The organism is Anaerotruncus colihominis (genome assembly GCF_010206195.1).
Classification (GTDB): Bacteria; Bacillota; Clostridia; order Oscillospirales; family Ruminococcaceae; genus Anaerotruncus; species Anaerotruncus colihominis_A.
In genome coordinates this window covers 19,341-42,421 of the sequence record NZ_VIQT01000014.1, presented here as the reverse complement: position 1 = coordinate 42,421, position 23,081 = coordinate 19,341, and the positions used below count along the sequence as shown (strand labels likewise).

The 23,081-nt window shown below is 54.0% G+C and carries 21 protein-coding genes; 17 read left to right on the top strand and 4 right to left on the bottom strand.

Features of this window, described 5'->3' with window-relative positions; all coding sequences use genetic code 11:
• The first annotated feature begins 124 nt into the window (after positions 1-124).
• Positions 125-688 (top strand): DUF4830 domain-containing protein, encoded by a 564-nt coding sequence (locus FMM72_RS10530; protein WP_243157784.1) that lies wholly within the window; start codon positions 125-127, stop codon positions 686-688.
• Between the two features lie 76 nt (positions 689-764).
• Here the strand turns inward: FMM72_RS10530 and FMM72_RS10525 are convergent, their stop codons facing one another.
• Positions 765-1,226, bottom strand: coding sequence for a hypothetical protein (locus FMM72_RS10525; protein ID WP_160210907.1), 462 nt, complete (start codon positions 1,224-1,226; stop codon positions 765-767).
• A gap of 1,237 nt (positions 1,227-2,463) precedes the next feature.
• Between FMM72_RS10525 and FMM72_RS10520 the strand changes: the two genes are divergently transcribed.
• From FMM72_RS10520 to FMM72_RS10460, 13 genes are all read left to right on the top strand, one after another.
• Positions 2,464-3,192 carry a pseudouridine synthase gene (locus FMM72_RS10520; RefSeq protein WP_162221400.1) on the top strand — a complete coding sequence of 243 codons (729 nt, stop codon included), beginning with the start codon at positions 2,464-2,466 and terminating at the stop codon, positions 3,190-3,192.
• A gap of 339 nt (positions 3,193-3,531) precedes the next feature.
• Positions 3,532-4,617, top strand: a complete 1,086-nt coding sequence (locus tag FMM72_RS10515; RefSeq protein ID WP_024729778.1) for a PucR family transcriptional regulator — start codon at positions 3,532-3,534, stop codon at positions 4,615-4,617.
• Between the two features lie 58 nt (positions 4,618-4,675).
• On the top strand, positions 4,676-5,362 hold the full coding sequence (gene ftsE, locus FMM72_RS10510) for a cell division ATP-binding protein FtsE (protein WP_160210675.1): 687 nt from the start codon (positions 4,676-4,678) through the stop codon (positions 5,360-5,362).
• Positions 5,359-6,267, top strand: coding sequence for a permease-like cell division protein FtsX (ftsX, locus tag FMM72_RS10505; RefSeq protein WP_160210676.1), 909 nt, complete (start codon positions 5,359-5,361; stop codon positions 6,265-6,267). Before ftsE ends, ftsX begins: the two co-directional genes overlap by 4 nt.
• A 71-nt stretch (positions 6,268-6,338) precedes the next feature.
• Positions 6,339-7,586 (top strand): murein hydrolase activator EnvC family protein, encoded by a 1,248-nt coding sequence (locus FMM72_RS10500; RefSeq protein WP_162221399.1) that lies wholly within the window; start codon positions 6,339-6,341, stop codon positions 7,584-7,586.
• 126 nt (positions 7,587-7,712) lie between these two features.
• Positions 7,713-9,146, top strand: coding sequence for a S41 family peptidase (locus FMM72_RS10495; RefSeq protein ID WP_162221398.1), 1,434 nt, complete (start codon positions 7,713-7,715; stop codon positions 9,144-9,146).
• A gap of 354 nt (positions 9,147-9,500) precedes the next feature.
• Positions 9,501-9,974, top strand: coding sequence for a transcription elongation factor GreA (gene greA, locus FMM72_RS10490; protein ID WP_160210679.1), 474 nt, complete (start codon positions 9,501-9,503; stop codon positions 9,972-9,974).
• Positions 9,975-10,595: 621 nt separating this feature from the next.
• On the top strand, positions 10,596-12,113 hold the full coding sequence (gene lysS, locus FMM72_RS10485; RefSeq protein ID WP_160210680.1) for a lysine--tRNA ligase: 1,518 nt from the start codon (positions 10,596-10,598) through the stop codon (positions 12,111-12,113).
• A 91-nt stretch (positions 12,114-12,204) separates the two neighbouring features.
• Complete coding sequence (locus FMM72_RS10480; RefSeq protein WP_160210681.1) at positions 12,205-12,816, top strand: hypothetical protein; 612 nt, start codon at positions 12,205-12,207, stop codon at positions 12,814-12,816.
• A gap of 246 nt (positions 12,817-13,062) precedes the next feature.
• Positions 13,063-13,443 (top strand): GntR family transcriptional regulator, encoded by a 381-nt coding sequence (locus tag FMM72_RS10475; protein ID WP_160210705.1) that lies wholly within the window; start codon positions 13,063-13,065, stop codon positions 13,441-13,443.
• Positions 13,440-14,324 (top strand): ABC transporter ATP-binding protein, encoded by an 885-nt coding sequence (locus FMM72_RS10470; RefSeq protein ID WP_162221397.1) that lies wholly within the window; start codon positions 13,440-13,442, stop codon positions 14,322-14,324. The genes FMM72_RS10475 and FMM72_RS10470 overlap by 4 nt, the downstream gene beginning before the upstream one ends.
• Positions 14,317-14,904 (top strand): ABC-2 transporter permease, encoded by a 588-nt coding sequence (locus tag FMM72_RS10465; protein ID WP_160210683.1) that lies wholly within the window; start codon positions 14,317-14,319, stop codon positions 14,902-14,904. Before FMM72_RS10470 ends, FMM72_RS10465 begins: the two co-directional genes overlap by 8 nt.
• A 52-nt stretch (positions 14,905-14,956) precedes the next feature.
• Entirely contained in the window at positions 14,957-15,592 is a 636-nt protein-coding gene (locus FMM72_RS10460; protein WP_162221396.1) for an ABC-2 transporter permease, read from the top strand.
• 203 nt (positions 15,593-15,795) lie between these two features.
• Here the strand turns inward: FMM72_RS10460 and FMM72_RS10455 are convergent, their stop codons facing one another.
• On the bottom strand, positions 15,796-17,007 hold the full coding sequence (locus FMM72_RS10455; protein WP_162221395.1) for a tRNA(Met) cytidine acetate ligase: 1,212 nt from the start codon (positions 17,005-17,007) through the stop codon (positions 15,796-15,798).
• Positions 17,008-17,217: 210 nt separating this feature from the next.
• Between FMM72_RS10455 and FMM72_RS10450 the strand changes: the two genes are divergently transcribed.
• Complete coding sequence (locus FMM72_RS10450) at positions 17,218-18,420, top strand: acetate/propionate family kinase (protein ID WP_160210686.1); 1,203 nt, start codon at positions 17,218-17,220, stop codon at positions 18,418-18,420.
• Positions 18,421-18,581: 161 nt separating this feature from the next.
• Here FMM72_RS10450 and FMM72_RS10445 read toward each other — a convergent pair whose 3' ends face one another.
• Positions 18,582-19,202 (bottom strand): stage II sporulation protein R, encoded by a 621-nt coding sequence (locus FMM72_RS10445; RefSeq protein WP_162221394.1) that lies wholly within the window; start codon positions 19,200-19,202, stop codon positions 18,582-18,584.
• Positions 19,203-19,305: 103 nt separating this feature from the next.
• Positions 19,306-20,202 (bottom strand): LysR family transcriptional regulator, encoded by an 897-nt coding sequence (locus tag FMM72_RS10440; protein ID WP_160210688.1) that lies wholly within the window; start codon positions 20,200-20,202, stop codon positions 19,306-19,308.
• 424 nt (positions 20,203-20,626) lie between these two features.
• Here FMM72_RS10440 and FMM72_RS10435 point away from each other — a divergent pair, with 424 nt between their 5' ends.
• Both FMM72_RS10435 and FMM72_RS10430 read left to right on the top strand, forming a co-directional pair.
• Positions 20,627-21,736, top strand: coding sequence for a PTS transporter subunit IIC (locus tag FMM72_RS10435; RefSeq protein ID WP_160210689.1), 1,110 nt, complete (start codon positions 20,627-20,629; stop codon positions 21,734-21,736).
• Between the two features lie 155 nt (positions 21,737-21,891).
• Positions 21,892-23,055: an amidohydrolase family protein gene (locus tag FMM72_RS10430; RefSeq protein WP_162221393.1), complete on the top strand. Its 1,164-nt coding sequence runs from the start codon at positions 21,892-21,894 to the stop codon at positions 23,053-23,055.
• The last annotated feature ends 26 nt before the right edge of the window (positions 23,056-23,081 follow it).

Genomic DNA, 23,081 nt, shown 5'->3' with positions numbered 1-23,081 from the left:
TATACACAAGGGCCGCCCCGTGGGGCGGCCCTATTTTTGTCCAGACCCGCCCGGCGGCGCATAAGATATGCGATGGACGCGTATATATGAAAACGAACAAATGAGCGCGGGGAGGCAGAAAACGATGTTTACCATTTCATTTCGTGTGACAAAACGCCAGGTCGCCGCCGCTGCGGCTGTCTTTGTGCTTTCGCTTGTGGGCGGCGTCTGGGGGCGCGCGGCGATTTCAGAGCTGCGCGGCAGCCCCGTACGTGCCGACAGCGAGGTCAAGGTTGCAAAGGTTGCGGCCAAAACGGAGGAACAGCGGGTCGATTTTTTGGAGTCGTTCGGCTGGCAGGTCGAGCCGGAAGCGGATGAGGTTGTTGAGGTGCAGATACCCAAAGAGTTTGACGATGTCTTTACAAACTATAATACCATACAAAAAACGCAGGGCTGCAATCTTGAAAAGTATGCTGGGAAACGTTGTAAACGGTATACATACATCGTGACGAATTATCCCGGACAGACGGACAATGTGCGTGCGAATATCCTGGTCTATAAGGATAAGGTGATCGGCGGAGATGTCTGTTCGCTGGAACTTGGCGGGTTTATGCATGGATTTGTCGTGTCACAGCAGAATGTAGCCACGACGACGCCGCAAAATGGTACAGGGATGCAGTCAGCCGTCACACAGCAGAATGCGGCATAAGTAAACGCATAAAAACAAGGCCGCCCCCTAAAAAGGGAGGCGGCCTGCTGCGGCGCAATCAATCGGAGCTGTTTCATCATAGAAAACAATGATCTTCGCCAAAGAATGCTTCGCACTCAGAAATAAGCTGCTTTAGTTTTTCAAGTTTTTGAAGAAGCTGCCGTCGCTTTTCCTCTATATCAGCCTTGCGATAATCCACAAATGAAGCCCACTCATCAATATGGCAGATGATATCACTATACAAATACTTACAAAAATGAATCATGCTGGTATGGGAATACTCATTTATGATGGTTCCTTTTTTCAATGGCTCTCTTTCATCGTCTTCAATAACAATATGACAATTCCAAAAACTTACGGTGCACAACAGCCTGTCCGGCTCAAGAAAACCTTTGACGCAAAAGGGAAGCATCGTTTCCAATCCATGAATTGCCTGGTCGATCCATTCAAAAGCGATATCATCAAGATAGCTCAACCCATAGGTGGAAGTACCTTCAAGGCTGAAATCTGTCCAGCCATGACGAGGTTTTGTCAGCATCCCAGTCACCTTCTGTCACATATTCCGATTCGCCGGCTCTATTATACCACAGCAGCAAAACCGGCTTTGCCGGTTTTAGCTGTGGTGTAACATGCGCAGTCCGCTGCTTTGCCGTTTGCACTGCGCATATTATACCATGTCCGCGAAGCGGCATGGTATAATTGGCCATTGGGGCGGCAGCGGGCCGCGCCCGCGTATCGCCCTGGCCATAATCTGGTATAATAACCGCTTTGCGGTTATTATACCATGTCCGCGAAGCGGCATGGTATAATTGGCCATTGGGGCGGCAGCGGGCCGCGCCCGCGTATCGCCCTGGCCATAAAACGTATAATAACCGCTCTGAGGTTATTATACCATGTCCGCGAAGCGGCATGGTATAATTGCCCATCAGAAGGCGGTTGCCGCGTAAAGCGGCGAGCCGTTGGGCATGACCCGGTATAATAACCGCTCTGCGGTTATTATACCATGTCCGCGAAGCGGCATGGTATAATTGGCCATCAGGGCGGCAGCGGGCTGCGCCCGCGTATCGCCCTGGCCATAACCCGGTATAATAACCGCTTTGCGGTTATTATACCATGTCCGCGAAGCGGCATGGTATAATTGGCCATTGGGGCGGCGGCGGGCCGCGCCCGCGTATCGCCCTGGCCATAACCCGGTATAATAACCGCTTTGCGGTTATTATACCATGTCCGCGAAGCGGCATGGTATAATTGGCCATCAGGGCGGCAGCGGGCTGCGCCCGCGTATCGCCCTGGCCATAACCCGGTATAATAACCGCTTTGCGGTTATTATACCATGTCTGCGAAGCGGCATGGTATAATTGGCCATTGGGGCGGCAGCGGGCTGCGCCCGCGTATCGCCCTGGCCATAACCCGGTATAATAACCGCTCTGCGGTTATTATACCATGTCCGCGAAGCGGCATGGTATAATTGGCCATCAGGGGGCAGCGGGCTGCGCCCGCGTATCGCCCTGGCCATAATGTGGTATAATAACCGCTTTGCGGTTATTATACCACATTATGGAATCGTTCACAATGCGGCTGCCGGCCCGCACAGGAGGAAATTTTCCCGCCGGCGCTGGCTGAAAAGGACCGCAGAAAGCGCGCGCTTGCATGTGCAGAACGCTTATGCTACAATAAAAATCTACATCTATGCGTGCGCCTGCTGGAGAAGATATGCCTTGGCTGCCGGTCATTTCTTTGGCTGAATGCGGCCGGAACAGGAGGGTCAAACGACAATGCCCCAAAAGCAAAAGCTTGAGCGTCTGGACAAGGTGATTGCGGCACAAACGGACCTTTCGCGCCGCGATGTGCAGCGCCTGGCCGGGCGTGGGCAGATTTCTGTAAACGGCGAATCCATCAAAAAGGCCGACCTGAAAATCGATCCTGACACAGATGTGGTGATGGTTTCAGGCAGGGCGCTCGCCCTCAAGCGCCATGTCTACATCATGCTCAACAAGCCGCGCGGCGTTGTCTGTGCGACGAGCGACGCCGCGCTGCCGACAGTGCTCGATCTCGTGCCAGACAGCCTGATGCGCCGCGGGTTGTTCCCGGCCGGACGCCTGGATAAGGATACGGAAGGGTTTGTGCTCATTACGGATGACGGGGCGTTCGCGCACCGCATCCTTGCGCCGAAAAGCCATGTGCCGAAAACCTATACCGTGCGGCTGGACGCGCCGGTTACACCGCAGATGATCGAGGCGTTCGCCTTTGGCGTGCAGCTCGGCGGCGCTGTATGTATGCCGGCCGAGCTGTGCGCGCTGGATACGCCGGATACGGCGCGCGTCGTAATCCGGCAGGGGATGTATCATCAAATCAAGCGCATGTTTGCAGCATGCGGCGCGCATGTGCTGGCGCTGCGGCGCGACCGGATCGGTGGACTTTCGCTCGATGCCGCGCTCGGGCCGGGAGAGTGCCGCGAGCTGAGCGCGGCGGAGGTGGCGCAGATCGCCTTGGCCGGCGCGTGACCGCACGGGGGGGACAAGCTGTTCAAAAAAGCGACAAAGTTTGGTCACAATTTTTTTCTGAAATTGTAGTATGATAGGCCAAAAACCAGTTTGGCGCCCTATATTGAAACCGCTGTGGAAAAAAATAATCATTTTTCCACAACAAGTAAAAGAATTTGTGTTGCAAAATATACAAATTTGTTGTAAAATACTCGTGATGGCTTGTAATCATTCAAAATCCACATGATTCCACTGGCTTTTAAGGATATTCGCGATGTGGGATCTGTGCGCTGCCAGCAGGGAAGAACCCGCTTTTTCGTTTGGCAAGACCACCGAATTACAAGTAAAGAGGGGATTGAAGTGTCAAACAGGCTTTTTCAGGGGATCGTTCACCAGATGCGCGATTGTATCGACCGTGTGATCGGCGTTGTGGACGACAGCGCAACGATCATTTCGTGCAGCGATCTGACCAAAATCGGCGAGACAAGCGACTTTTTTACGCTCGACGCCGGTGACGCGAACGAGGTATTTGTCCGCGACGGCTATACGTATAAGCCATTTGGCAGCAAAATGAAACCGGAGTTTGCCGTATTTGTCGAAGGCGTTGACGAGCCTGCCGCAAAATACTGCAACCTGCTTGCAATCTCGCTTTCGTCGATCAAGCAGTATTACGACGAAAAATATGACCGCAACAATTTCATCAAGAACGTCATCCTCGACAATATTTTGCCGGGGGACATCTATGTCAAGGCGCGCGAGCTGCACTTCAACACGGATGCGACGCGTGTCGTGCTGTTAATCCGCATTGTGGCGTCAAACGATATCTCCGCTTTCGACGTTATTCAGAACCTGTTTCCGGATAAACAGAAGGACTTTGTCTTTAACATCTCGGAAAGCGACATCGTACTCGTTAAGGAGACAAAGCCGGGCATTGAGAGCAAGGATCTTGAAAAGCTGGCGCGTTCAATTGTCGACACGCTCGGCAGCGAGTTTTACACAAAGGTTGTCGTTGGCATCGGCACGTCGGTTGTCGGCGTAAAGGATCTGGCGCACAGCTTCAAGGAGGCGCAGATCGCTCTGGAGGTCGGCAAGGTATTCGACACGGAAAAGGCGATTGTCAGCTACGACAACCTGGGGATCGCGCGTCTGATTTACCAGCTTCCGACGACGCTGTGCGATATGTTCCTGCGCGAGGTGTTCCGCAAAGGCTCGATCGAGAGCCTTGACCATGAGACGCTGTTCACGATCCAGAAGTTTTTTGAAAACAACCTGAACGTTTCCGAGACGTCGCGAAAGCTGTTTGTCCACAGAAATACGCTCGTCTACCGCCTGGAGAAGATCAAAAAGCTGACTGGGCTGGATCTGCGTGAATTTGATCATGCGATTATTTTCAAGGTCGCGCTGATGGTCAAAAAATACCTGACGGCGAATCCGGTTAAATATTGATCGGGCGCGCACAAACAGAGCCTGTCCCGAAACAGGCTTTTTCAAAGGCGGTGTACCAGTGATCGAGTTTGTCAATGTCTCCAAGGTATATAAAAACACGGGGACGCATGCGCTCAACAATTTTAGTCTGAGCGTTGACAGAGGGGAGTTTGTATTCGTTGTCGGCCCGTCGGGCGCAGGGAAAAGCACGTTTATCAAGCTGATGATGCGTGAGGAAAAGCCGTCATCCGGCGAGGTTTACGTCAACGGCCAGAACCTTGTGCGCATGAAGCGGCGCAAGGTGCCGTATTACCGCAGGACGCTTGGCGTTGTATTCCAGGATTTCAGGCTGATCCCGACTATGAATGTCTATGACAACGTTGCCTTTGCGCTGCGGGTGACAAACGTCTCCGGCAAGGAGATCCGCAGCCGTGTTCCCTACATATTGGGTCTGGTTGGCCTTTCTCACAAGGCAAAGAGCCTGCCGGAACATCTTTCCGGCGGCGAGCAGCAGCGCGTCGCGCTTGCGCGTGCGCTTGTCAATAATCCTCCGCTGATCATCGCGGATGAGCCGACCGGCAATATCGATCCGGACCTTTCCTTCGAGATTGTCGATTTGCTCAGTGAGATCAACAAGTGCGGCACCACCATTGTTATGGTGACGCATGAGCACACGCTTGTCAACGAATTTGACCACCGCGTCATCACCATCGATGAAGGGACCGTCATTTCGGACGACAGGAACAGGGGGTACTACGTCGAATGAGGGGAAGCAGTTTCGGGTACCTCATCAAGGAAGGTGCAAAAAGCGTCTATGCAAACAGGCTGATGTCATTTGCTTCGATCGGCACGCTGGTGGCGTGTATGCTGCTGATCGGAAGCTCGCTTTTGTTTTCAATGAACGTCAATCAAATCGTCGGCTATGCTGAACAGCAAAATGAGGTCGATATCATCCTCAGCGACGACCTCGATGAGGCGCGGATCGAGGATATCGGCGCGCAGCTTGATATGATCGACAATATTTATAACAAGACGTATGTTTCAAAGGACGAGCTGCTCGAGGAGCAGAAGGCGCAGTCCCAGGAACTGGCCTCCCTGATATCCGGGCTTGAAGGCGATCAGAACCCTTTGTTTAATTCCTACCGCGTCAATATTAAGGACCTGTCGCTATTAACGGGCACCGTCATGCAGATTGAGGAGATCGAAGGCATCGATAAAATCCTTGCTCCCGATTCTGTGGCGGAGGCGTTTACCAGTATCAAACGCGCCGTATCGGTGAGCGGCCTGTTCATCGTCGCGATTCTGATCGTTGTATCGCTTGTGATCATCGCAAATACGATCAAGGTGACGGTTTTTAACCGCCGCAAGGAAATCAATATAATGAAATACGTCGGCGCGACAGATTCATTTATCCGCCTGCCCTTTTTTGTGGAGGGCTTTTTGCTCGGGCTTCTGTCGGCGTTGATTGCGTTCGGACTGCTGTGGATCGGATACAACTATGTCCTCCAGACGATCGCGGACAGCCCCGCGACGCTGATCCGCAGCGTGATTGGCAGCACGCTTGCGTTTGAGGACGTCGCCCTGAAAATGTTCGCGTGGTTCGCGGGCGGCGGCATCGGTATCGGCGTGTTCGGGAGCATGTTCTTTGTAAACAGGTATCTGAAGGTATAGCAGCTGTCTGAACTTAAACGTTGGAAATGATTCGGTTTTAATCGGCCGTAGACTGCGAGGGAGGTTTTGCGTTGAATTCCAGAGGAAAACGGATTTTCGCATGGGCAATGGCTATTTTAATGGCCGGTATGCTGATCGCGCCGACGATTTCGGTTTTGGTGCGCGCCGACGACGGCGAGGAGTATGACAGTGTGCTGCTCGGTTCCGACGGCGGGGACGATGAGTCGGATGAGCTTCAGGACATGCTTGACGAGCTGAACGACCGCTATAAGAAGCTACAGGAGCAAAACAACGCGATCCAGTCGCAGATCAACAGCGTTCAGGACGAAAAACAGAGGCAGGTGGCGATCAAGCAGCAGATCGACGGGCAGATCAATACGACGATCGCACAGATCGACACGCTTGACGAGCGTATTGCCGTGCTTGAGGAACGCATCGCCGAAAAGGAAACGGAGATGAAGGCCAAGCAAAAGGACATCGATGAAAACTATGCGCTGTTTCAGGAGCGGTTCCGTGCGATGTGTATGCAGCCGCAGGCAAGCACGCTTGGACTTGTGCTCGGTGCAGACGATTTTTCCCAGATGCTTACGCGTACAGAGGTTGTGACGCGTGTTGCACAGCACGATCAGGACCTGCTTGCAAAGCTTCGTACGCAGCTCAAGGAGCTTGGAGAGATCAAGGCCGATATAGAATCGGATAAGGCTGGTATTGAAGCGGACAAGAAGGTACAGGAAGAAAAAAGAGTCGAGCTGGACGCGCAGATGGCGACGGCTAACGCGCGCATTCAGGACATGGCGGCGATGGAGCAGGAGTACCTTGCGAATAAGGCGCAGAAGGCTGCCGAGATGAAGCAGGTGCAGGCTGAAATATCCGCATTGATTGCGAAGATCAACGAAACTTCCAAGCAGACAAAATATATTGGCGGCGGTATGCAATGGCCGTCTGCGACGTTGTTCCAGCGTACCTGTGAATATGGCCCCCGCTTTGGCGGCAGCGATTTCCATACGGGAATTGATATTTCTGGCGGCGGCGCTTATGGCTCTCCGGTTTTGGCGGCAAACGCCGGGACGGTCAAGGTGGCCAATACCGCCGTCACGCCGGGTTATGGTTATGGAAAATATGTCATTATTGACCACGGCGGCGGCATCCAAACGCTGTATGCCCATATGAGCGCGCTCAGTGTAACGGTTGGGCAGACGGTGGCACAGGGCGAGAAGATCGGCGAGGTTGGTTCCACAGGATGGTCGACCGGGCCGCATATCCATTTTGAAATCCGCAAGGACGGCCAAGCGATCAATCCGGACAGCTTTACGGGCTGACCGGCCTGTTGCCGGGCATTCTGCGAATGGACGGGGCCGCGGCCCCGCTTTTCGTTTTATCGGATGCGGACAACCGCGCCGATGAGGACCGCAGCGGTTCTCTTTCAGCACGAAAGGAGACATGGCATGAGCAAAAAGATATCGCTTGGAGCGGCTGTTGCCTTTATGGCGATCATCGCGGCAGCGACCTTTTCCATCACCTGGATTATGGCCGAACGAAATTTCAACGATAAGACGCATAACCTTGTTGAGCGTGAAAAGATGTATGATAAGCTCGCTGAGGTGGACGACTATGTACGCCAGAATTATATCGGGACCATCACGGAAAGCGCCCTGCGCGACGCTTTGGCCGCCGGTTATCTGGAGGGCAGCGGCGATGCGTATGCACGCTATTATGACACGGCTGCCTATGCGCGCCAAAAGCAGGATTACAGCAACCGGTATGTCCAGATCGGCATAGAGACCCATATGAATGACGACGGCTATATTATGGTTGATGAAGTATACCCCGATTCGCCCGCGCAGGCCGCTGGTATTCAGGCGGGAGATTTGATCACGCGCATCGATGATACGGATGTTACGACCGATAATTACCGCGAGGCGGCCGCGATGCTGTATGGCGAAGCCGGTACAAAGATGAACCTATTGGTTCGGCGTGGCGTTGAGGAGACGCTGATCAGTGATCTGACCCGCCGATTCGTCGAGACGCCGTCCGTCAACAGCACAATGCTTGATGGGGCGATCGCGCTTGTTGTTATTAAGGAGTTCAATGACGTTACGCCTGAGCAGTTTACAAAACAGGTTGATCAGATGATCAGCGACGGGGCGCAGGCGTTTATTTTCGATGTGCGCGGTGTCAATACGGGGACGCTTTATTCGGTGACGCAGATATTAGACAAGCTTTTGCCGGGCGGCCCGCTCGTTTCGTCAACTGATAAAAATGGGGAAACGACACTGCTTGCCTCGTCGGACGAGCGTTCTGTTGATCTGCCGATGGCTGTGCTTGTTGATGAGAAAACATCCGGTGAAGCGGAACTGTTCGCCGTTGCAATCCGCGATTATGGCAAAGGACAGATTGTCGGCGTCAAAACGGCCGGCAAGGGGACCATGCAGGAGATATTTCCGCTGACGGATGGAAGCGCAATTGAGATCACAACTGCGCGCTACAATCCGCCCTATAGCCCAAGCTTTGACGGTGAGGGCGTGCAGCCCGATTTTGAGGTGCGTTTATCTGAAGAAGGTCAGAAGGGCAGCGATCCTGCATTTGATACGCAGCTGAAAAAGGCGATCGAGTCCGTTCAGGTTTCAATGAATGCGATCAATGCGACAATTGAGATCACAGACGAGGACTTATTGGATAACAGCGGTTCGGAAAACGCGTCGTCCTCTGAACCGGGCGAAAGCGCGTCCGATTCGGAGGAAAGCAGCGAGGCGCCGGAGGAGGAAAACAGCTCAGAAGAAGCGTCCTCTGGAGAGGAAAGTTCAGAGGATGTTTCCTCAGAGGAGAGCGATTCACAGGATACGTCCAGCGAGGCGGATACATCTTCGCAGACAGGCTGACAGTTCATAGACTTCGATTGGACGACAGGCGCGGCAAAGTTGCCGCGCCTGTTTATGGATGTGGAATAGTTGACGCCGCTGCCGCATATGATGCTTTAAAAACGGACGGGCGGTCGCTGGTAAGATATGATAAATTTATGGTTTATCCACTTGACATTATTAAACCTTTTGACTATAATACTAGTCATTGCGGAGGACGGGCGCGGAAAAGACGCGCCCGTCGGCGTATAATCGGCGCCTGTTTCGTGAATCATTCTTATTTGCCGGCTTTGCGGGACGCTTTTGCCGTACGGCGGCATGGAATGAAAATAAACAGGCCCTAAAAGTGGATGGTCTGAAAAGGGGTATATGGGAATGGCAACACAACTTTTAATGACACAGGAAGGTTACGATGCGCTTAAAAAGGAGCTTAACGAGCTTAAAAGCGTAACGCGCGGCGAAATTTCGGAGAAGATCCGCGTCGCACGCGGCTTCGGGGATCTCTCGGAAAACAGCGAATATGACGAGGCCAAAAATGAGCAGGCCGTTGTGGAGGCGCGTATCAAGAAGCTGGAGGATCAGCTCAAGAATGTCAAGATTATTGAACGCGACCAAATTTCAACGGATGTTGTTTCCGTTGGTAGCCGTGTAAAAATTCTGGATATGGATTATGATGAAGAAATGGTGTATACGATTGCCAGCTCAGTGGAGTCGCATAACGATCTGGAGTCCATATCCGACGAGTCGCCTGTCGGCAAGGGTTTGATCGGACACAAGGTGGGCGACGTTGTTGAAATCCATGCGCCCGCCGCGGTGCTGAAGCTGAAGATTCTTGAGATCGGCCTTTAAAACTGCTGAAGGGTCCTGAAACATCGGGATATGGAAAAAGGGGGACGTTCCCCCTTTTTTTCTATATCGTAGTGGTGATGGCCGCGCCTCTGGCAGGGGTGCAGGCGGACAGAAGCAAGGGGACTATGCAGAGTCCGGTTTTTTTGGTATAATAACCGCAAAGCGGTTATTATACCAGATTATGCCCAACGGCTCGCCGCTTGCGCGGCAACCGCCTTTTGATGGGCGATTATACCATGCCGCTTCGCGGACATGGTATAATAACCGCAAAGCGGTTATTATACCGGGTTATGGCCAGGGCGATACGCGGGCGCAGCCCGCTGCCGCCCCAATGGCCGATTATACCATGCCGCTTCGCGGACATGGTATAATATGCGCAGTGCAAACGGCTGCGCCGTTTGCAGCCGCCATCTGGCGGCTACCGCTGCAAAACAGCGGGCTGCGCATGTTACACCACAGCCAAAACCAGCTCTGCTGGTTTAGCTGCCGCTTTGCGGCAGCCAAGCCCGAAAGGGCTTGCCGCTGTGGTATAATAACCGCAAAGCGGTTATTATACCGGGTTATGGCCAGGGCGATACGCGGGCGCGGCGGCGCCCGGCAACAAAAAGGATGTGTTAGAACATGCAGGAAAATCAAAATCAGACCGGGGCGGAACTGACCGCAGAGGAGGAACAGCAGAAGCTGTCCGAAGTGCTCCAAATCCGCCGTGACAAGCTTGAAGCACTGAAAAACGAGGGGAAGGACCCGTTTCTGACAACCTCTTATACGCGCACGGCATATGCACAGCCGGTTATCGATGCATTTGACGATTATGAAGGAAATGAGGTGTCGATTGCAGGGCGTATGATGAGCCGGCGCATTATGGGCAAGGCGTCGTTTATCGATGTGCGTGATGCATCCGGCCGCATTCAGAGCTATGTCCGCCGCGACGAGATCGGCGACGAGCCATATGCCGATTTTAAAAAATGGGATATCGGCGATATTGTCGGTATCCGCGGTGAAGTATTCCGTACACAGAAGGGCGAAATTTCCATTAAGGCGCATGAAATCACATTGCTGTCAAAATCGCTGCTGCCTTTGCCGGAGAAATGGCATGGCTTAAAAGATACGGAGCTGCGCTATCGCCAGCGGTATGTCGATTTGATTGTCAATCCCGAGGTTAAGGACACGTTTGTAAAGCGCTCAAAGATCATTACGGCGATCCGCAGCTTTTTGGAGGGGAAAGGCTACATTGAGGTTGAGACCCCCGTGCTGCATGCGATTGCCGGCGGCGCGGCGGCGCGTCCGTTTATCACGCATCATAATGCGCTCGATATTGATATGTATATGCGTATCGCTCTGGAGCTGCATCTCAAACGGTTGATTGTCGGCGGTTTTGACAAGGTGTATGAAATCGGCCGTGTTTTCCGCAATGAGGGAATTGATACGCGTCACAATCCTGAATTTACGCTGCTCGAGCTATATGAGGCGTATACTGATTACCATGGGATGATGGATATCACGGAGGGCTTGGTGCGCCACTGCGCACATGCTGTACTTGGCACGGGTAAGATTGTGTATGGCGATGTGGAAATCGACCTGGATAAACCGTTTGAGCGTCTTTCGATGCGCGAGGCGGTTAAAAAATACAGCGGCGTTGACTTTGCACAGATTGAGACGCTGGAGCAGGCGCGCGCTATTGCGAAAGAGCATCACATTGAATATGAACAACGCCATGGAAAAGGCGATATTCTCAGCCTGTTCTTTGAGGAGTATTGTGAGAAGCATTTGATACAGCCTGTTTTTATCACCGACCATCCGGTCGATATCTCACCGCTGTCCAAGCGCAAGCCGGAGGAACCGGAGTATACGGAGCGGTTCGAGTTGTTTATCCTTGGACGTGAGCACGCGAATGCGTTCAGTGAGCTGAACGACCCGATCGATCAACGCGGCCGCTTTGAGCATCAGGCAGAGCTCAAGGCCGCGGGCGACGACGAGGCCAATGACATTGACGAGGACTTTTTGACGGCGCTTGAATACGGTATGCCGCCAACCGGCGGACTCGGCATTGGTGTCGACCGTCTCGTGATGCTGCTGACAAACAGCGCGTCGATCCGCGATGTGCTTTTGTTCCCGACAATGAAGCCTATCCGCGAATAAATTGCCCGGCAGTCAAGCAAGATAATCAGGAAGGTTCTGCGAAAGGAGGCGATCGGCCATCGACAGCAGCAAGAACCGTGACGCCCGCATCGTGCACAAACGGCGCATGGGCATTTTTGTCGTTGCGTTGGTCGTGGCGGTCGTGCTGGCGCTCGCGTATTATTTTTCCGAAGGGCGGGACGACGGCGTCAACACGGTCGTGGTCGCTGTGCGCGGATATGTGTCCGTTGAGCAGCGCGAGGCGCTGAAATCGCAACTGTCCGGATATCAGGAGAAAAGCGAAGGTGTGATTTCGCTCGACGTTTACGAATTCCCCGCAGCCGGAGATATGACCGGTAAATCGCCGTTGACGGCATTATTGACAACGATCCGCGATGGAGAATCAGATCTGTTTATAGTGGACGATTACGTCTATTCGCAGATCGGCGGAGAGGCGCTTTTTGAGGATTTATCCGCGCGTTATCCGGGCGATCCTGCTGTGATCGGGCAGGACCGCTATGCCTTGGCGGACAAGCCGTTTGTGAATGCTTTGGGCCTGGAGGGTCTGCCGCGTATGTATCTGCTTTTGCGCCGCGCAGATTCCCCCACGGTCAATCATGACGCGCAGAGCGTCGGCAATTATGAGGAGCAAAGCGCCCTGTTTGACAATATTGTCAACAGCACGCCGCTGCCGGAGCACGCATCGCGAAGCATGGATTTATAAGAACAGCATAGAGCAGTGAAGAAGCACAGGCTGGGCCTGCGCTTCTTTTTTGTTATGCAAAAACATAGCAAAATGGCCATATGCCGCCTGCGGCGGCACGGGCAGGAATCAAAGCGCGCAGGATGGGACGGCCCACATGCGCCAAGGAGCGCCGCGGAAATAAACGGATTTTTCCAATCGAAAACGCTTGACATTGTTCTTAACTGTATATATAATAAATATACAGTTAAGAACGGGGGCGATCATCTGGATATCATCATTTCTAACTCCTCGCCGCGTCCGCTGTATGAGCAAATCGAGGAACAAATCAAAAACGAAATCCTGGCCGGCCGGCTTGGCCAGGGGGAACCGATGCCGTCAATCCGGCATTTGGCGCGGGAATTAAAGGTCAGTGTGATTACGACCAAACGCGCGTATGACGATCTGGAGGCGGAGGGATTTCTTTCGACGACACCGGGCAAAGGGACATTTGTTTCCCTGGCCAACCGGGAACGCCTGCGCGAAGTTGCATTAAGTCAGATTGAGCAGCGGTTAAGCGAAGCTGTGGATGCGGCGCGCGCGATCGGGTTGACGGCGGATGAGCTGTGGGAGATTACAAAAACACTTTATGAGGGGGAGCAGCCATGAATGGCAATGTGATTGAAATAAAGGATTTGGAAAAGCGTTTCCATAAAAGCGGTTTTCAGCTTTCCTTGCCGTCGCTTTGCGTGCGGGAGGGATATATCACCGGCTTTGTTGGAGAAAATGGCGCGGGTAAAACAACAACGATCAAGCTGTTGATGGATATGCTGCGTCCCGACCAAGGGACGGTCCAGGTGTTCGGACTGGATGCGCGTGCCGACGGCGAAACGGTGCGGCGTGAAATCGGTTATGTCGGGGAGGAAAGCGGATTTTTGGCGAACGCGCGTCTGCGCGCGCTTGCTTCAATGATGCGGCCATTTTATCCCCGGTGGGACGATGCGGCGCTCGCGAGGTATATGGAACGGTTTGGATTGAAGCCGGATCAAAAGTTTAAATCCCTGTCCAAGGGTAAGCAGAAGCAGTTCGCTCTGGCTGTCGCACTGTGCCGCAGGCCAAAGCTGCTGTTAATGGATGAACCGACAGCGAACCTCGACCCTTTGGTGCGGCAGGAGGTATTGGACCTGCTTGCCGAGGAGATGGAGCGGGAGGGCGTAAGCGTGTTTTTTTCAACGCATATCACCTCAGATCTTGACAAAATTGCCGACTATCTGATTTTTCTGCATGGCGGCAGACTGCTGCTGGAGGGAGAAAAGGATCGTCTGATCGATACGCGGCGCATGGTCAAAGGGCGGCGCGAGCTGCTGACAGGGCAGGCGCGCGAACTTTTGCACGGCGTTGAGGAGTCTGATTTTGGATTTCGCGCATTGTGTGAGGATGAAGCTGCGGTGTTCGCGCTGTTCGGCAACGAGGCCGTTTATGAAAAACCAACCATTGAGGATCTGTTCATGGCATATACACGTAAGGAAGGAGTTATGCACAATGTCTGATATTCTGGCGGTCATCCGGATGAACCTTTTAAAGTTGTTCAATTGCGGGGCGGAAATGATTTTGATCGTGGTCATACTCGTCTGCGTGATTGGATATACATCGGGAATATCGGCGGTCTTTGTCGTGTTCCTGTATCTATTGATCTATATGGCGCCGGCATATGACGACCAGAGTCACGGCGCTTATCTGCTGCACGCGCTGCCGATCACGCGCCGCCAGATCGTGCGCGCCTATTATTTATACGACCTGCTGGCGCTCGCGGCAATCTGCCTGATTGGCGCGGTGCTGGCCAGAGCGGACGCCGTGCAATCGGCTTCGCTGCTGTTTTTGATGGGCGCGGTGTTTGTGTCTGTTACACAGCCGCTGATCCTGTACTTTGGCGCGGTAAAGGCGCGGTTTGCGATTCTGTTGATGTATGTTGTGATCTTTGCGCTCTCTGGCATCGTTGGAGAATTGCTTGAAATTCGTGTTTCCGGCCTGCCGCTCACAGGCGCGCCCGCAGCAGTGGGCGCTGCTCTGTTGCTATTCTCCTACCTTGTCGCGCAGGCGCTTTATAATCGCAAAGAGATCGCCGCATAAGTTGGGGACTGTTTGGAAAACGAAGAATCTCCGGCGTTAAGGAGGGATTTAAATGAGAAACATCGCACGTCTGCTGGCGTTCGATCTGCGCAGCCTTCGCGCCGCGCCGACAGGCGCGGCGGCGATCCTGCTTGAGACGGCGCTCTTTTCAATGTCGGACATTCTGGCGGTTATCGGTTTTTTGATGGGCGCTTGGGTGGTTTCCTGTACCGCTGTTGCGGACGATGGCGCGGTAAGCGCCGCCGTCTGTACGCTGCCGGTAACGCGTGCGCAGATCGTCTGCGCGCGGTACCTGTTCACTGGCGCGTCCCTGCTGGCTTTGTGCGGGATCATGCGTCTTATCAACGGAGCCGCAGCGCCCCTGCTGCCGCACGCCTTGAACCGGCTTGGAACGGATGCCGGTATGGCCGTTGGATTTTTTGCAGGCGCGCTGCTGGCGTCCGTGATGCTGGCACTTTTCTATACGCTTGGCGCGGTCTGCGCGCAGAGATGGTTTCTGGCGCTGTTTTGCGCTTTGTTCCTTGGCGCGGCGCTTTTCGGCCGGCAGATCGCCCAAAGCGGGGATTTATGGCGATTGCCGCGCGGCATGGTACTGGTCCTTTGGGCGGCGGGGCTTGCAGTGCTGGCCGTCTCATTTTTAGTCGCGCGGTATGCGTATACGCGCCGCAGCTTGGACGCGGGCGGCTGAGCTGTCTGGAAATTGAGGATGCTTACCGCGCGGCGGAAAGCGGGCTTTCAAGACAAGGCCATATAAAGAAGGAAAGAGCAAGGCGGACCGCGCTGGTTTGCCTTGCTCTTTTTATACTGTGCAGCCTGCAAAGAAGCTCCTCTTCGGCAGGTATTGGCCTTTATATTTCTGACGCGCCGCGTATGGCGTTGTTTCGAAATCAGTTATCCGTGCACCGATATTTTCTGTATATAATCGGAGCCGCACGGCAACACTCTGGGCAGGCCGAGTGTATAAAGATCCGCGGCGCACGCTTCGAGCTGGGCGAAGCGTGCGCAGACGTCGCTGTGTGCCTCCAGCTTTGCGAGCGAATGCGAGATCGGAAGGCTGGCCGTTTTATCCGCGGCGGAAAGCAGCTCCATGCCGCGCCGGTTAAACGCGAGCACGCGGATATATGGCGGCGGCAAACGCATGAGCGAAGCGTCCGTGCCGAGAAACGCGTGCCAGACGAGCCTGCGGATACGGGCGAGCGTATAGCGCTTTGTCTTGACGCGCGCAAGCAGGTCGTCGAGTGAGACGGACGCACGGACCGCGTCGTAAAGGCGGTTGCCAAGACCCTCGCCTGAAACGTCCGGCAGGCGGGAAAACGCGTCCTTCTCCATCATACGCAGACGGGCGAGCACGGCGGCATTGAGGCTGTGCGAAACGAACGGCATCCACCCGGCGGCAGCCGCGGCCCGGTAGATTTGCAGGGCGGGCGCGGGGACATACGGCGCGACCGATTCGATGCCCTCCAGGTCAAGCAGATTGCGCAGCAGAGCGGCGGAGGCCGTTTTTCCATCCGCTTTGTCGCTGTCGTGGCGCGCGCCGCCGCGCGTCACTGTGAACGGCGCAATGCGCAGCTTTTGCAGGGCGATCTGGCGCAGGTATTCTACGGCCAGCGTGTTGTTTGGGGAGGATAAAACTTCCGCGACACTCTGCCCGTATAGCTGTTCCACGGCCTTTTGCCTGGCGCGCGCATAGGTGACGCCGCTTTCAAGCAGATTTTTTGTGTAATCGTCGCAGTAGGGGGAGCAGACTGCTTCGGCTGCTTTGGACAGCAATGCGAGATCGCCGCATTCGCTCCCAAAAGAAATGACATCCACGCAGCCGAGCGCGCCGAGCAGGCCGACGGCGCCGGCGGCAAACCGTTCGGCCGTGGCCATCGCGTAGGGCAAAGGCAGTTCGAGCACAAGGTCCGCACCGCAGGCAATCGCTGCGTTTGCTCGGACAGATTTTGGCGTGCACGCCGGACCGCCGCGCTGGACAAAATTGCCGCTCAGTACGGCGGCAATATGCGTCGCGCCGGCTGCACGGGTCGCTTCGATCTGATAGGCGTGCCCATTATGAAAGGGGTTGTATTCAGCCACAATACCCGCGACCACCATTTTTTCCATATGATCGAACCTTTCCATAGCGTGGAACAAATGATAGTTTTTTAACAAAACCACATAAAATCCATGCTTGTAATTTGTGTGATATTGTAATAATATATAACTGTATAGAGTCCTGTCAAGTTTACGTTGTAAAAAGAGAGCTTGAAAAAGAGCGGCCTGCCCCACTTGGCGGAGAAACGGGCGCGCGAACAAAGAAAAGGAGTTACATGCATGAAGGTACTGGTTATCAACGCGGGAAGCTCGTCCTTGAAGTATCAGCTAATCGATATGGATGGTGAAAAAGTGCTCGCCAAGGGCAATTGTGAACGCATCGGCATAGACGGTGCGATTTCGCACACCGGCCCGGATGGTGTCAAGCGCACCAGTGAAATAGCATTCCCGACGCATACGGAGGCGCTGCGCGAGCTGGTCCGGAATCTGATTGAGGGCGAGGGGCGCGCGCTGGAAAATATCGGCGAAATCGGCGCAATCGGACAGCGCGTCGTTCACGGCGGCGAATCTTTTACAGAATCTGTTTTGATCACCGGCGATGTGCTCGGCAAAATCGAGAGCCTGTGCGATCTTGCACCGTTGCATAACCCGGCCGCCGTCCTCTCGATCAAAGCATGCCGCGATGTGTTTGGCGAGCATGTACCGCAGGTTGCGGTGTTTGATACGGCGTTCCATCAGACGATGCCGGAAAAGGCGTATATGTTTGGTATTCCCTACGAGTATTATGAGAAATACCATGTGCGCCGCTATGGATTCCACGGGACGAGTCACCGCTATGTCAGCAACCGTCTCTTTGAAATTTCCGATATCAGCCGCACCGGCAGCCGCGTCATCATCTGTCACCTGGGCAACGGCGGATCGCTGTGCGCGATCAAAAACGGGATCTGTATCGACACGAGTATGGGCTTTACACCGCTCGACGGCTTCATCATGGGAACGCGCTCCGGCAGCATCGACGCTTCAATTGTCACCTATCTGGCTGACAAGGAGGGCCTGTCCATGAAGGAAATGAGCGATATGCTCAACAAAAAATCCGGATTGCTCGGCCTGTCCGGTATCTCAAGCGACAACCGCGACGTTACCCGCGCCGCTGACAAGGGCGATTCCCGCGCACAGTTGACGGTCGATATGCTTTCGTATCAGATCAAAAAATTCGTGGGCAGCTATGCCGCCGCGATGGGCGGGATCGACGCCGTCGTCTTTACAGGCGGCATTGGTGAGAACGACCACCATGTCCGTAAGCGCGTCTGCGCAGGAATGGCCTTTCTGGGTATCAATATTGATGAGGTCATCAACAGAGAGTCGCAGGGTCGTGAGCAGAATATTTCTGCGCCGCACAGCCGTGTGGAAACCTGGGTGATACCAACCAACGAGGAGCTTTTAATTGCGCGCGATACAAAACAGATCGTGGAAAAAATCTGAGCCGCCTGCGAACGGTTCTGATAGAAGTATAAAACCCCGGGCCCAGGCCCGGGGTTTTATTATACAAAATGATGTGCGCTTTTCCCGCAGTCAAAAGTGATGTGCAAAAATTTCACGCGCCGGATTGCATATTTTTGCCGCACGTTATGGCGTATGAAGCTTTATCCCTGATTTTCAGTGATGGACTCCGAGGGGAAAAAGCGTTCAAACAATTCAACAACGGCGAGCTTCGGCTTGAAAAGAGGTTCGTTGTTTAACGCTTCAATTTCAGTAAGCGCGGCCGATTCGGGAGGTTCGGCCGCTGGCAGGCAGATCGGCGGATACATGACGCACCACCAATTGTGCCCGGCACCCGCGCCGATGGTCACGCGAACCGCGTCGTAAACGCCGGCGGGCAGGGACAGATTGTCATATTGCCGCGTTGTGAAATACATGCTGCAAACTTCTGCATGCACCGGCACGTCGCAGCCGGCTTCAATAAGCGCCGCGCGCGCGGCAGCTTCGATTTCCGGTAAACTGGCAACCGCGACCGCCTTGGCGTCGGCCTGCGACTGCTGCGCGCTGAAAACGCCGCCGACCTGTGCGAGAATCCGGTCGCGCACGCGCAGCTTCAGGCTCTGGTCATAGCCGCTGTCGGAATTCGCAAGGATATGTAAACGGACCACGTCGCCGCGCACCTGTGCGCATTCCCGGCCAAATACGGAGAGATTGGCGAGTATGACGGAAAGAACGATGCCGAGCAAAACAGCACAATCAAATCGTGTTGTGTGAAAGCGTTTCATAGAAAATCCTCCCAACTGTTCGTTGAAAGAATTCTTGACCGGGCAAGCGGCTTTATTCAGAGACTGCAAAATTTTATCAGCCTGGCTGGAATGAGAGCACCTGTCAAATCATATTCATAAAGGCAAGGGCCTCGTTGGAAAGCTGGCAGAACGGATTCCATACCAGACGCACCCAGGGGATGAAGGCTGTAAATGTCAGGCGGCGGATCACCAGGCCTGGATCAATGCTGAGGATGGCTGAGGTGTATGGAGCAATGGCGATGCCGATTCCCGCCCGCGCCCAGCTCAGGGAGGAATGGATTTCATCGTTTTCACAGATGATATATGGATTAAAGCCGCGTTTGCGGCAGGCTCCAAGGAGCATTTCGCGGTAACGCTGATGAATAATCAGAGGCTTGTCTTTAAGTTCGTCAATATCGATGGTGTTGCGGGAGTCACCTTCATAATAGGCGTCATAAAATTGGGGCTGCGCAATGGCGACGAAATGGTCGGACTGACCTGGCGTCAAGGCTGGATCATGAATCAGGACCGAACGAAAATGGGACATGTTAAAGGGTTCACGGACGAATCCGAAATCTACATTGCCGGTTGTCACATGCTCCAGGACATGCTCGGTCCTGCCTTCGATAACACGGAAGTTGACATAAAAATAATCCCGGGAAAAACGGGAGATGAGGTTGGGCAACAGGCGGTTGTTCACCGAACCGATGGTGGCGATGCGCAGGGTGATCTGTTTTTCGGTTGACAGGGCGTGGATGTCGCCGGTGGTTTCGTCAAGAAGGGCCAGGATCGCCTGAGCACGTTCCTGGAGAAGCTTCCCGGCGGGAGTGATCTCGAGATGCCGCTTGTCACGCCGGAAAAGAGGCGTGCCAAGCTCGTCCTCCAGCGACTTGAGCTGAAGGCTGAGAGGCGGTTGGGAAATATTCAGGCTTTGGGCGGCACGGGTGACGTTGCCCAGCCGCGCGATCTCCAGAAAGTACTCCAATTGTTTTAGTGTCATCGCACAAAAACTCCTCTGTAGTTTTGGATATTGGTATTATTGCATAAAAATAACCCTGGCGTTTTTGGTATTATTGAGTATATCAATATATAAAAAATGTATAATGAGGCGTTTTACAAAACATTATTGTATTTGAAATAGCGTGACCAATATGGTATTATATAGATGTTAAAAAAATAATTTAATGAAATTTTGCTAAATTCTGATCGGTTTATTGTGGTAATTAACTGCAAGAAGCAAAAATAGCAAACAAGTCCGTTTGATATTATTATAATATAATTGAGATAAAAATCAATGATAAAGTTGATTATACCATATGCCGGTTTCGGCGTGTGGTATAGATAACCGGCTGAGGGGGAACGGCCGGGCAATATTCCCTATGCATTGCGCACCAGACACAGATTATGAATTGAGGAGGAAATCTATGCAAATGGAAAACAACGCACAGGAACTGACCGGTATCAAAAAGTACTTTAAGGAACAAAACATCGAGTTCTCCTTTAACCGTATTGCCATTCAGGGGCTGGGCGGCATGGCTCACGGCTTGTTCGCCTCTCTGTTGATCGGCACCATCATCAAAACCGTCGGCGGATTTATCCCCGGCAGCGTCGGGGCCTTTCTCCTGGAGGTCGCCGGATACACCACGTCGGTGCAGGGCGCGGCCATGGCTTTGGCCATCGGCTACGCGATGAGCTGTCCCCCATATGTGCTCTATTCCCTTGCAACCGTAGGCTTTGCGGCGAATGCTTTGGGCGGCGGCGGCGGACCGCTGGCTGTTTATGCTATAAGTTTGGTGGCCATCCTTTGCGGCAAGCTGGTTTCCAAGCGCACGCCGGTTGATCTGATCGTTACCCCCACAGTCACCATCCTTGTAGGCGTTTTGCTTGCGAAGTTTTTGGCGCCGCCGATCGGCGAAATCGCTGTTATCCTTGGCGATGTCATCATGTGGGCTACTAATCAGCAGCCTTTCCTCATGGGCGTTTTGGTGTCCGTCCTCATGGGCATCGTCCTTACGCTCCCCATCAGCTCGGCCGCAATCTGCGCGGCTCTTGGCATCGTGGGCCTTGCGGGCGGCGCGGCTGTCGCCGGTTGCTGCGCGCAGATGGTCGGATTTGCCGTCTGCACTTACCGCGAGAACAAAATGGGCGGTTTGACTGCTATCGGTCTGGGCACCTCCATGCTGCTGGTTCCCAACCTGCTTAAAAAACCGATTCTGTGGCTGCCGCCAACGCTCGCGGCTGCAATCACCGGGCCTATTGCGACCTGTGTGTTCGGCCTGACCATGAACGGAGCCTCTGTCTCCGCTGGTATGGGCACCTGCGGTCTGGTGGGACCGATCGGCGTTGTCACCGGATGGCTGACGCCGAGTGAAAAGGCGGTTGAAATGGGTATGACAGCCATCGCGCCTGGCGCCATGGACTGGATTGGAATGCTTCTGATCTGCTTCGTACTTCCCGCTATCCTGTCGTTTGTCATCTCCGAATTTATGCGGAAAAAGGGTTGGATTCAGGAAGGCGATTACAAACTCGTCTGATTGACAGCGCCGCATCCCGGACGGCGGCATACATATGATTTGAGCCGGGCGCCTGTTTAAAAAAACAGGCGCCCGCTACATTCCAGCGTGACCGATCTCCCTGCAAGGGTTACAAATAAGCTACAGACCGGATAAAACAGAAAGGGGTTTTTGCTATGAGTTCCATCGTTATCAAAAACATCGGTACCATTCTCAGCGGTGATATCGACAATCCCATTTTGAAGGGCGACACGATTGTCGTCGCCGACGGCAAAATTGCGGCCATCGGCGGTGCGGAAGTTGCGAACGGCGTTGAAGCTGAGAAGGTCATCGACGCGGCTGGTTCCACCGTTACGCCTGGATTGTTCGACACCCATGTACATACCAGCCTGGGCGATTATGCGCATCGTCAGTTCGCCAGCAACTTCATCGAAGGTGAGCTGCACGGCGGCGTTACCACGATCATTTCCGCCGGCGAGGTCCACACGCCCGGCCGTCCCAAAGATCCCGCGGGAACCAAGGCGCTGGCTGTTCTGGCTCACAAGTCGTTTGCGGCTCTCAAGCCCGGTGGTGTAAAGGTACATGGCGGAAGCCTGATTCTGGAGAAAGGCCTTGTGGAAAAGGACTTTGAGGAGTTGGCAAAAGAGGGCGTCTGGACAGTCGGTGAAATCGGACTTGGCAGCGTGAAGGACCCCGCCGACGCGGCTCCGATGGTCGAGTGGGCGCATAAGAACGGCATGAAGGTGCAGATGCATACGGGCGGCACCTCGATCCCTGGTTCGTCCACTGTTACTGCGGCGCAGGTTATGGCTACAAAGCCGGACGTTATTTCCCATATCAACGGCGGTCCGACCGCAATTCCGCTTAGTGAAGTCGATAAGCTCATGGATGAGACAGATTTCGCGATGGAGATCGTCCAGTGCGGCAATCCAAAAGTCACCGACTATGTTGCCCGCCGCGCCAAAGAGAAGGGTCAGCTGGGTCGTATTATCTTTGGAAACGACGCGCCTTCCGGCACCGGTATTATCCCGCTGGGTATCCTGCGCAACATCTGCCAGGTCGCTTCCGTTTCCGATATTCCCGGCGAGATTGCCGTCTGCATGGCGACCGGCAACTCCGCCAAGGTTTATGACAAGCTCAATACTGGCATCATCGCAGTAGGCCGCGAGGCCGACCTGGTATTTATGGACGCTCCGATGGGGTCTGTGGCGAACACCGCTGTCGAGGCTTTTGAATGCGGCGATGTTCCGGGCCTGAGCATCATCATGGTCGACGGCGTTATCAAGGCCGCCAAGAGCCGCAATACGCCTCCTTGCAAACGCGCTGCGAAAGTGATCTGAAGCGGGACTGACAATAGCCCAAAGCG

What these genes read in the sequence shown, in the direction of transcription:
- lysS (WP_160210680.1), top strand. Translation starts at nt 10,596, where the DNA reads ATGCAGGAAAATCAAAATCAGACCGGGGCGGAACTGACCGCAGAGGAG.
- FMM72_RS10430 (WP_162221393.1), top strand. Translation starts at nt 21,892, where the DNA reads ATGAGTTCCATCGTTATCAAAAACATCGGTACCATTCTCAGCGGTGAT.
- FMM72_RS10450 (WP_160210686.1), top strand. Translation starts at nt 17,218, where the DNA reads ATGAAGGTACTGGTTATCAACGCGGGAAGCTCGTCCTTGAAGTATCAG.
- FMM72_RS10445 (WP_162221394.1), bottom strand. Translation starts at nt 19,202, where the DNA reads ATGAAACGCTTTCACACAACACGATTTGATTGTGCTGTTTTGCTCGGC.
- FMM72_RS10495 (WP_162221398.1), top strand. Translation starts at nt 7,713, where the DNA reads ATGAGCAAAAAGATATCGCTTGGAGCGGCTGTTGCCTTTATGGCGATC.
- FMM72_RS10470 (WP_162221397.1), top strand. Translation starts at nt 13,440, where the DNA reads ATGAATGGCAATGTGATTGAAATAAAGGATTTGGAAAAGCGTTTCCAT.
- FMM72_RS10435 (WP_160210689.1), top strand. Translation starts at nt 20,627, where the DNA reads ATGCAAATGGAAAACAACGCACAGGAACTGACCGGTATCAAAAAGTAC.
- FMM72_RS10465 (WP_160210683.1), top strand. Translation starts at nt 14,317, where the DNA reads ATGTCTGATATTCTGGCGGTCATCCGGATGAACCTTTTAAAGTTGTTC.
- FMM72_RS10460 (WP_162221396.1), top strand. Translation starts at nt 14,957, where the DNA reads ATGAGAAACATCGCACGTCTGCTGGCGTTCGATCTGCGCAGCCTTCGC.
- FMM72_RS10520 (WP_162221400.1), top strand. Translation starts at nt 2,464, where the DNA reads ATGCCCCAAAAGCAAAAGCTTGAGCGTCTGGACAAGGTGATTGCGGCA.
- ftsX (WP_160210676.1), top strand. Translation starts at nt 5,359, where the DNA reads ATGAGGGGAAGCAGTTTCGGGTACCTCATCAAGGAAGGTGCAAAAAGC.
- FMM72_RS10530 (WP_243157784.1), top strand. Translation starts at nt 125, where the DNA reads ATGTTTACCATTTCATTTCGTGTGACAAAACGCCAGGTCGCCGCCGCT.
- greA (WP_160210679.1), top strand. Translation starts at nt 9,501, where the DNA reads ATGGCAACACAACTTTTAATGACACAGGAAGGTTACGATGCGCTTAAA.
- FMM72_RS10525 (WP_160210907.1), bottom strand. Translation starts at nt 1,226, where the DNA reads ATGCTGACAAAACCTCGTCATGGCTGGACAGATTTCAGCCTTGAAGGT.
- FMM72_RS10455 (WP_162221395.1), bottom strand. Translation starts at nt 17,007, where the DNA reads ATGGAAAAAATGGTGGTCGCGGGTATTGTGGCTGAATACAACCCCTTT.
- FMM72_RS10440 (WP_160210688.1), bottom strand. Translation starts at nt 20,202, where the DNA reads ATGACACTAAAACAATTGGAGTACTTTCTGGAGATCGCGCGGCTGGGC.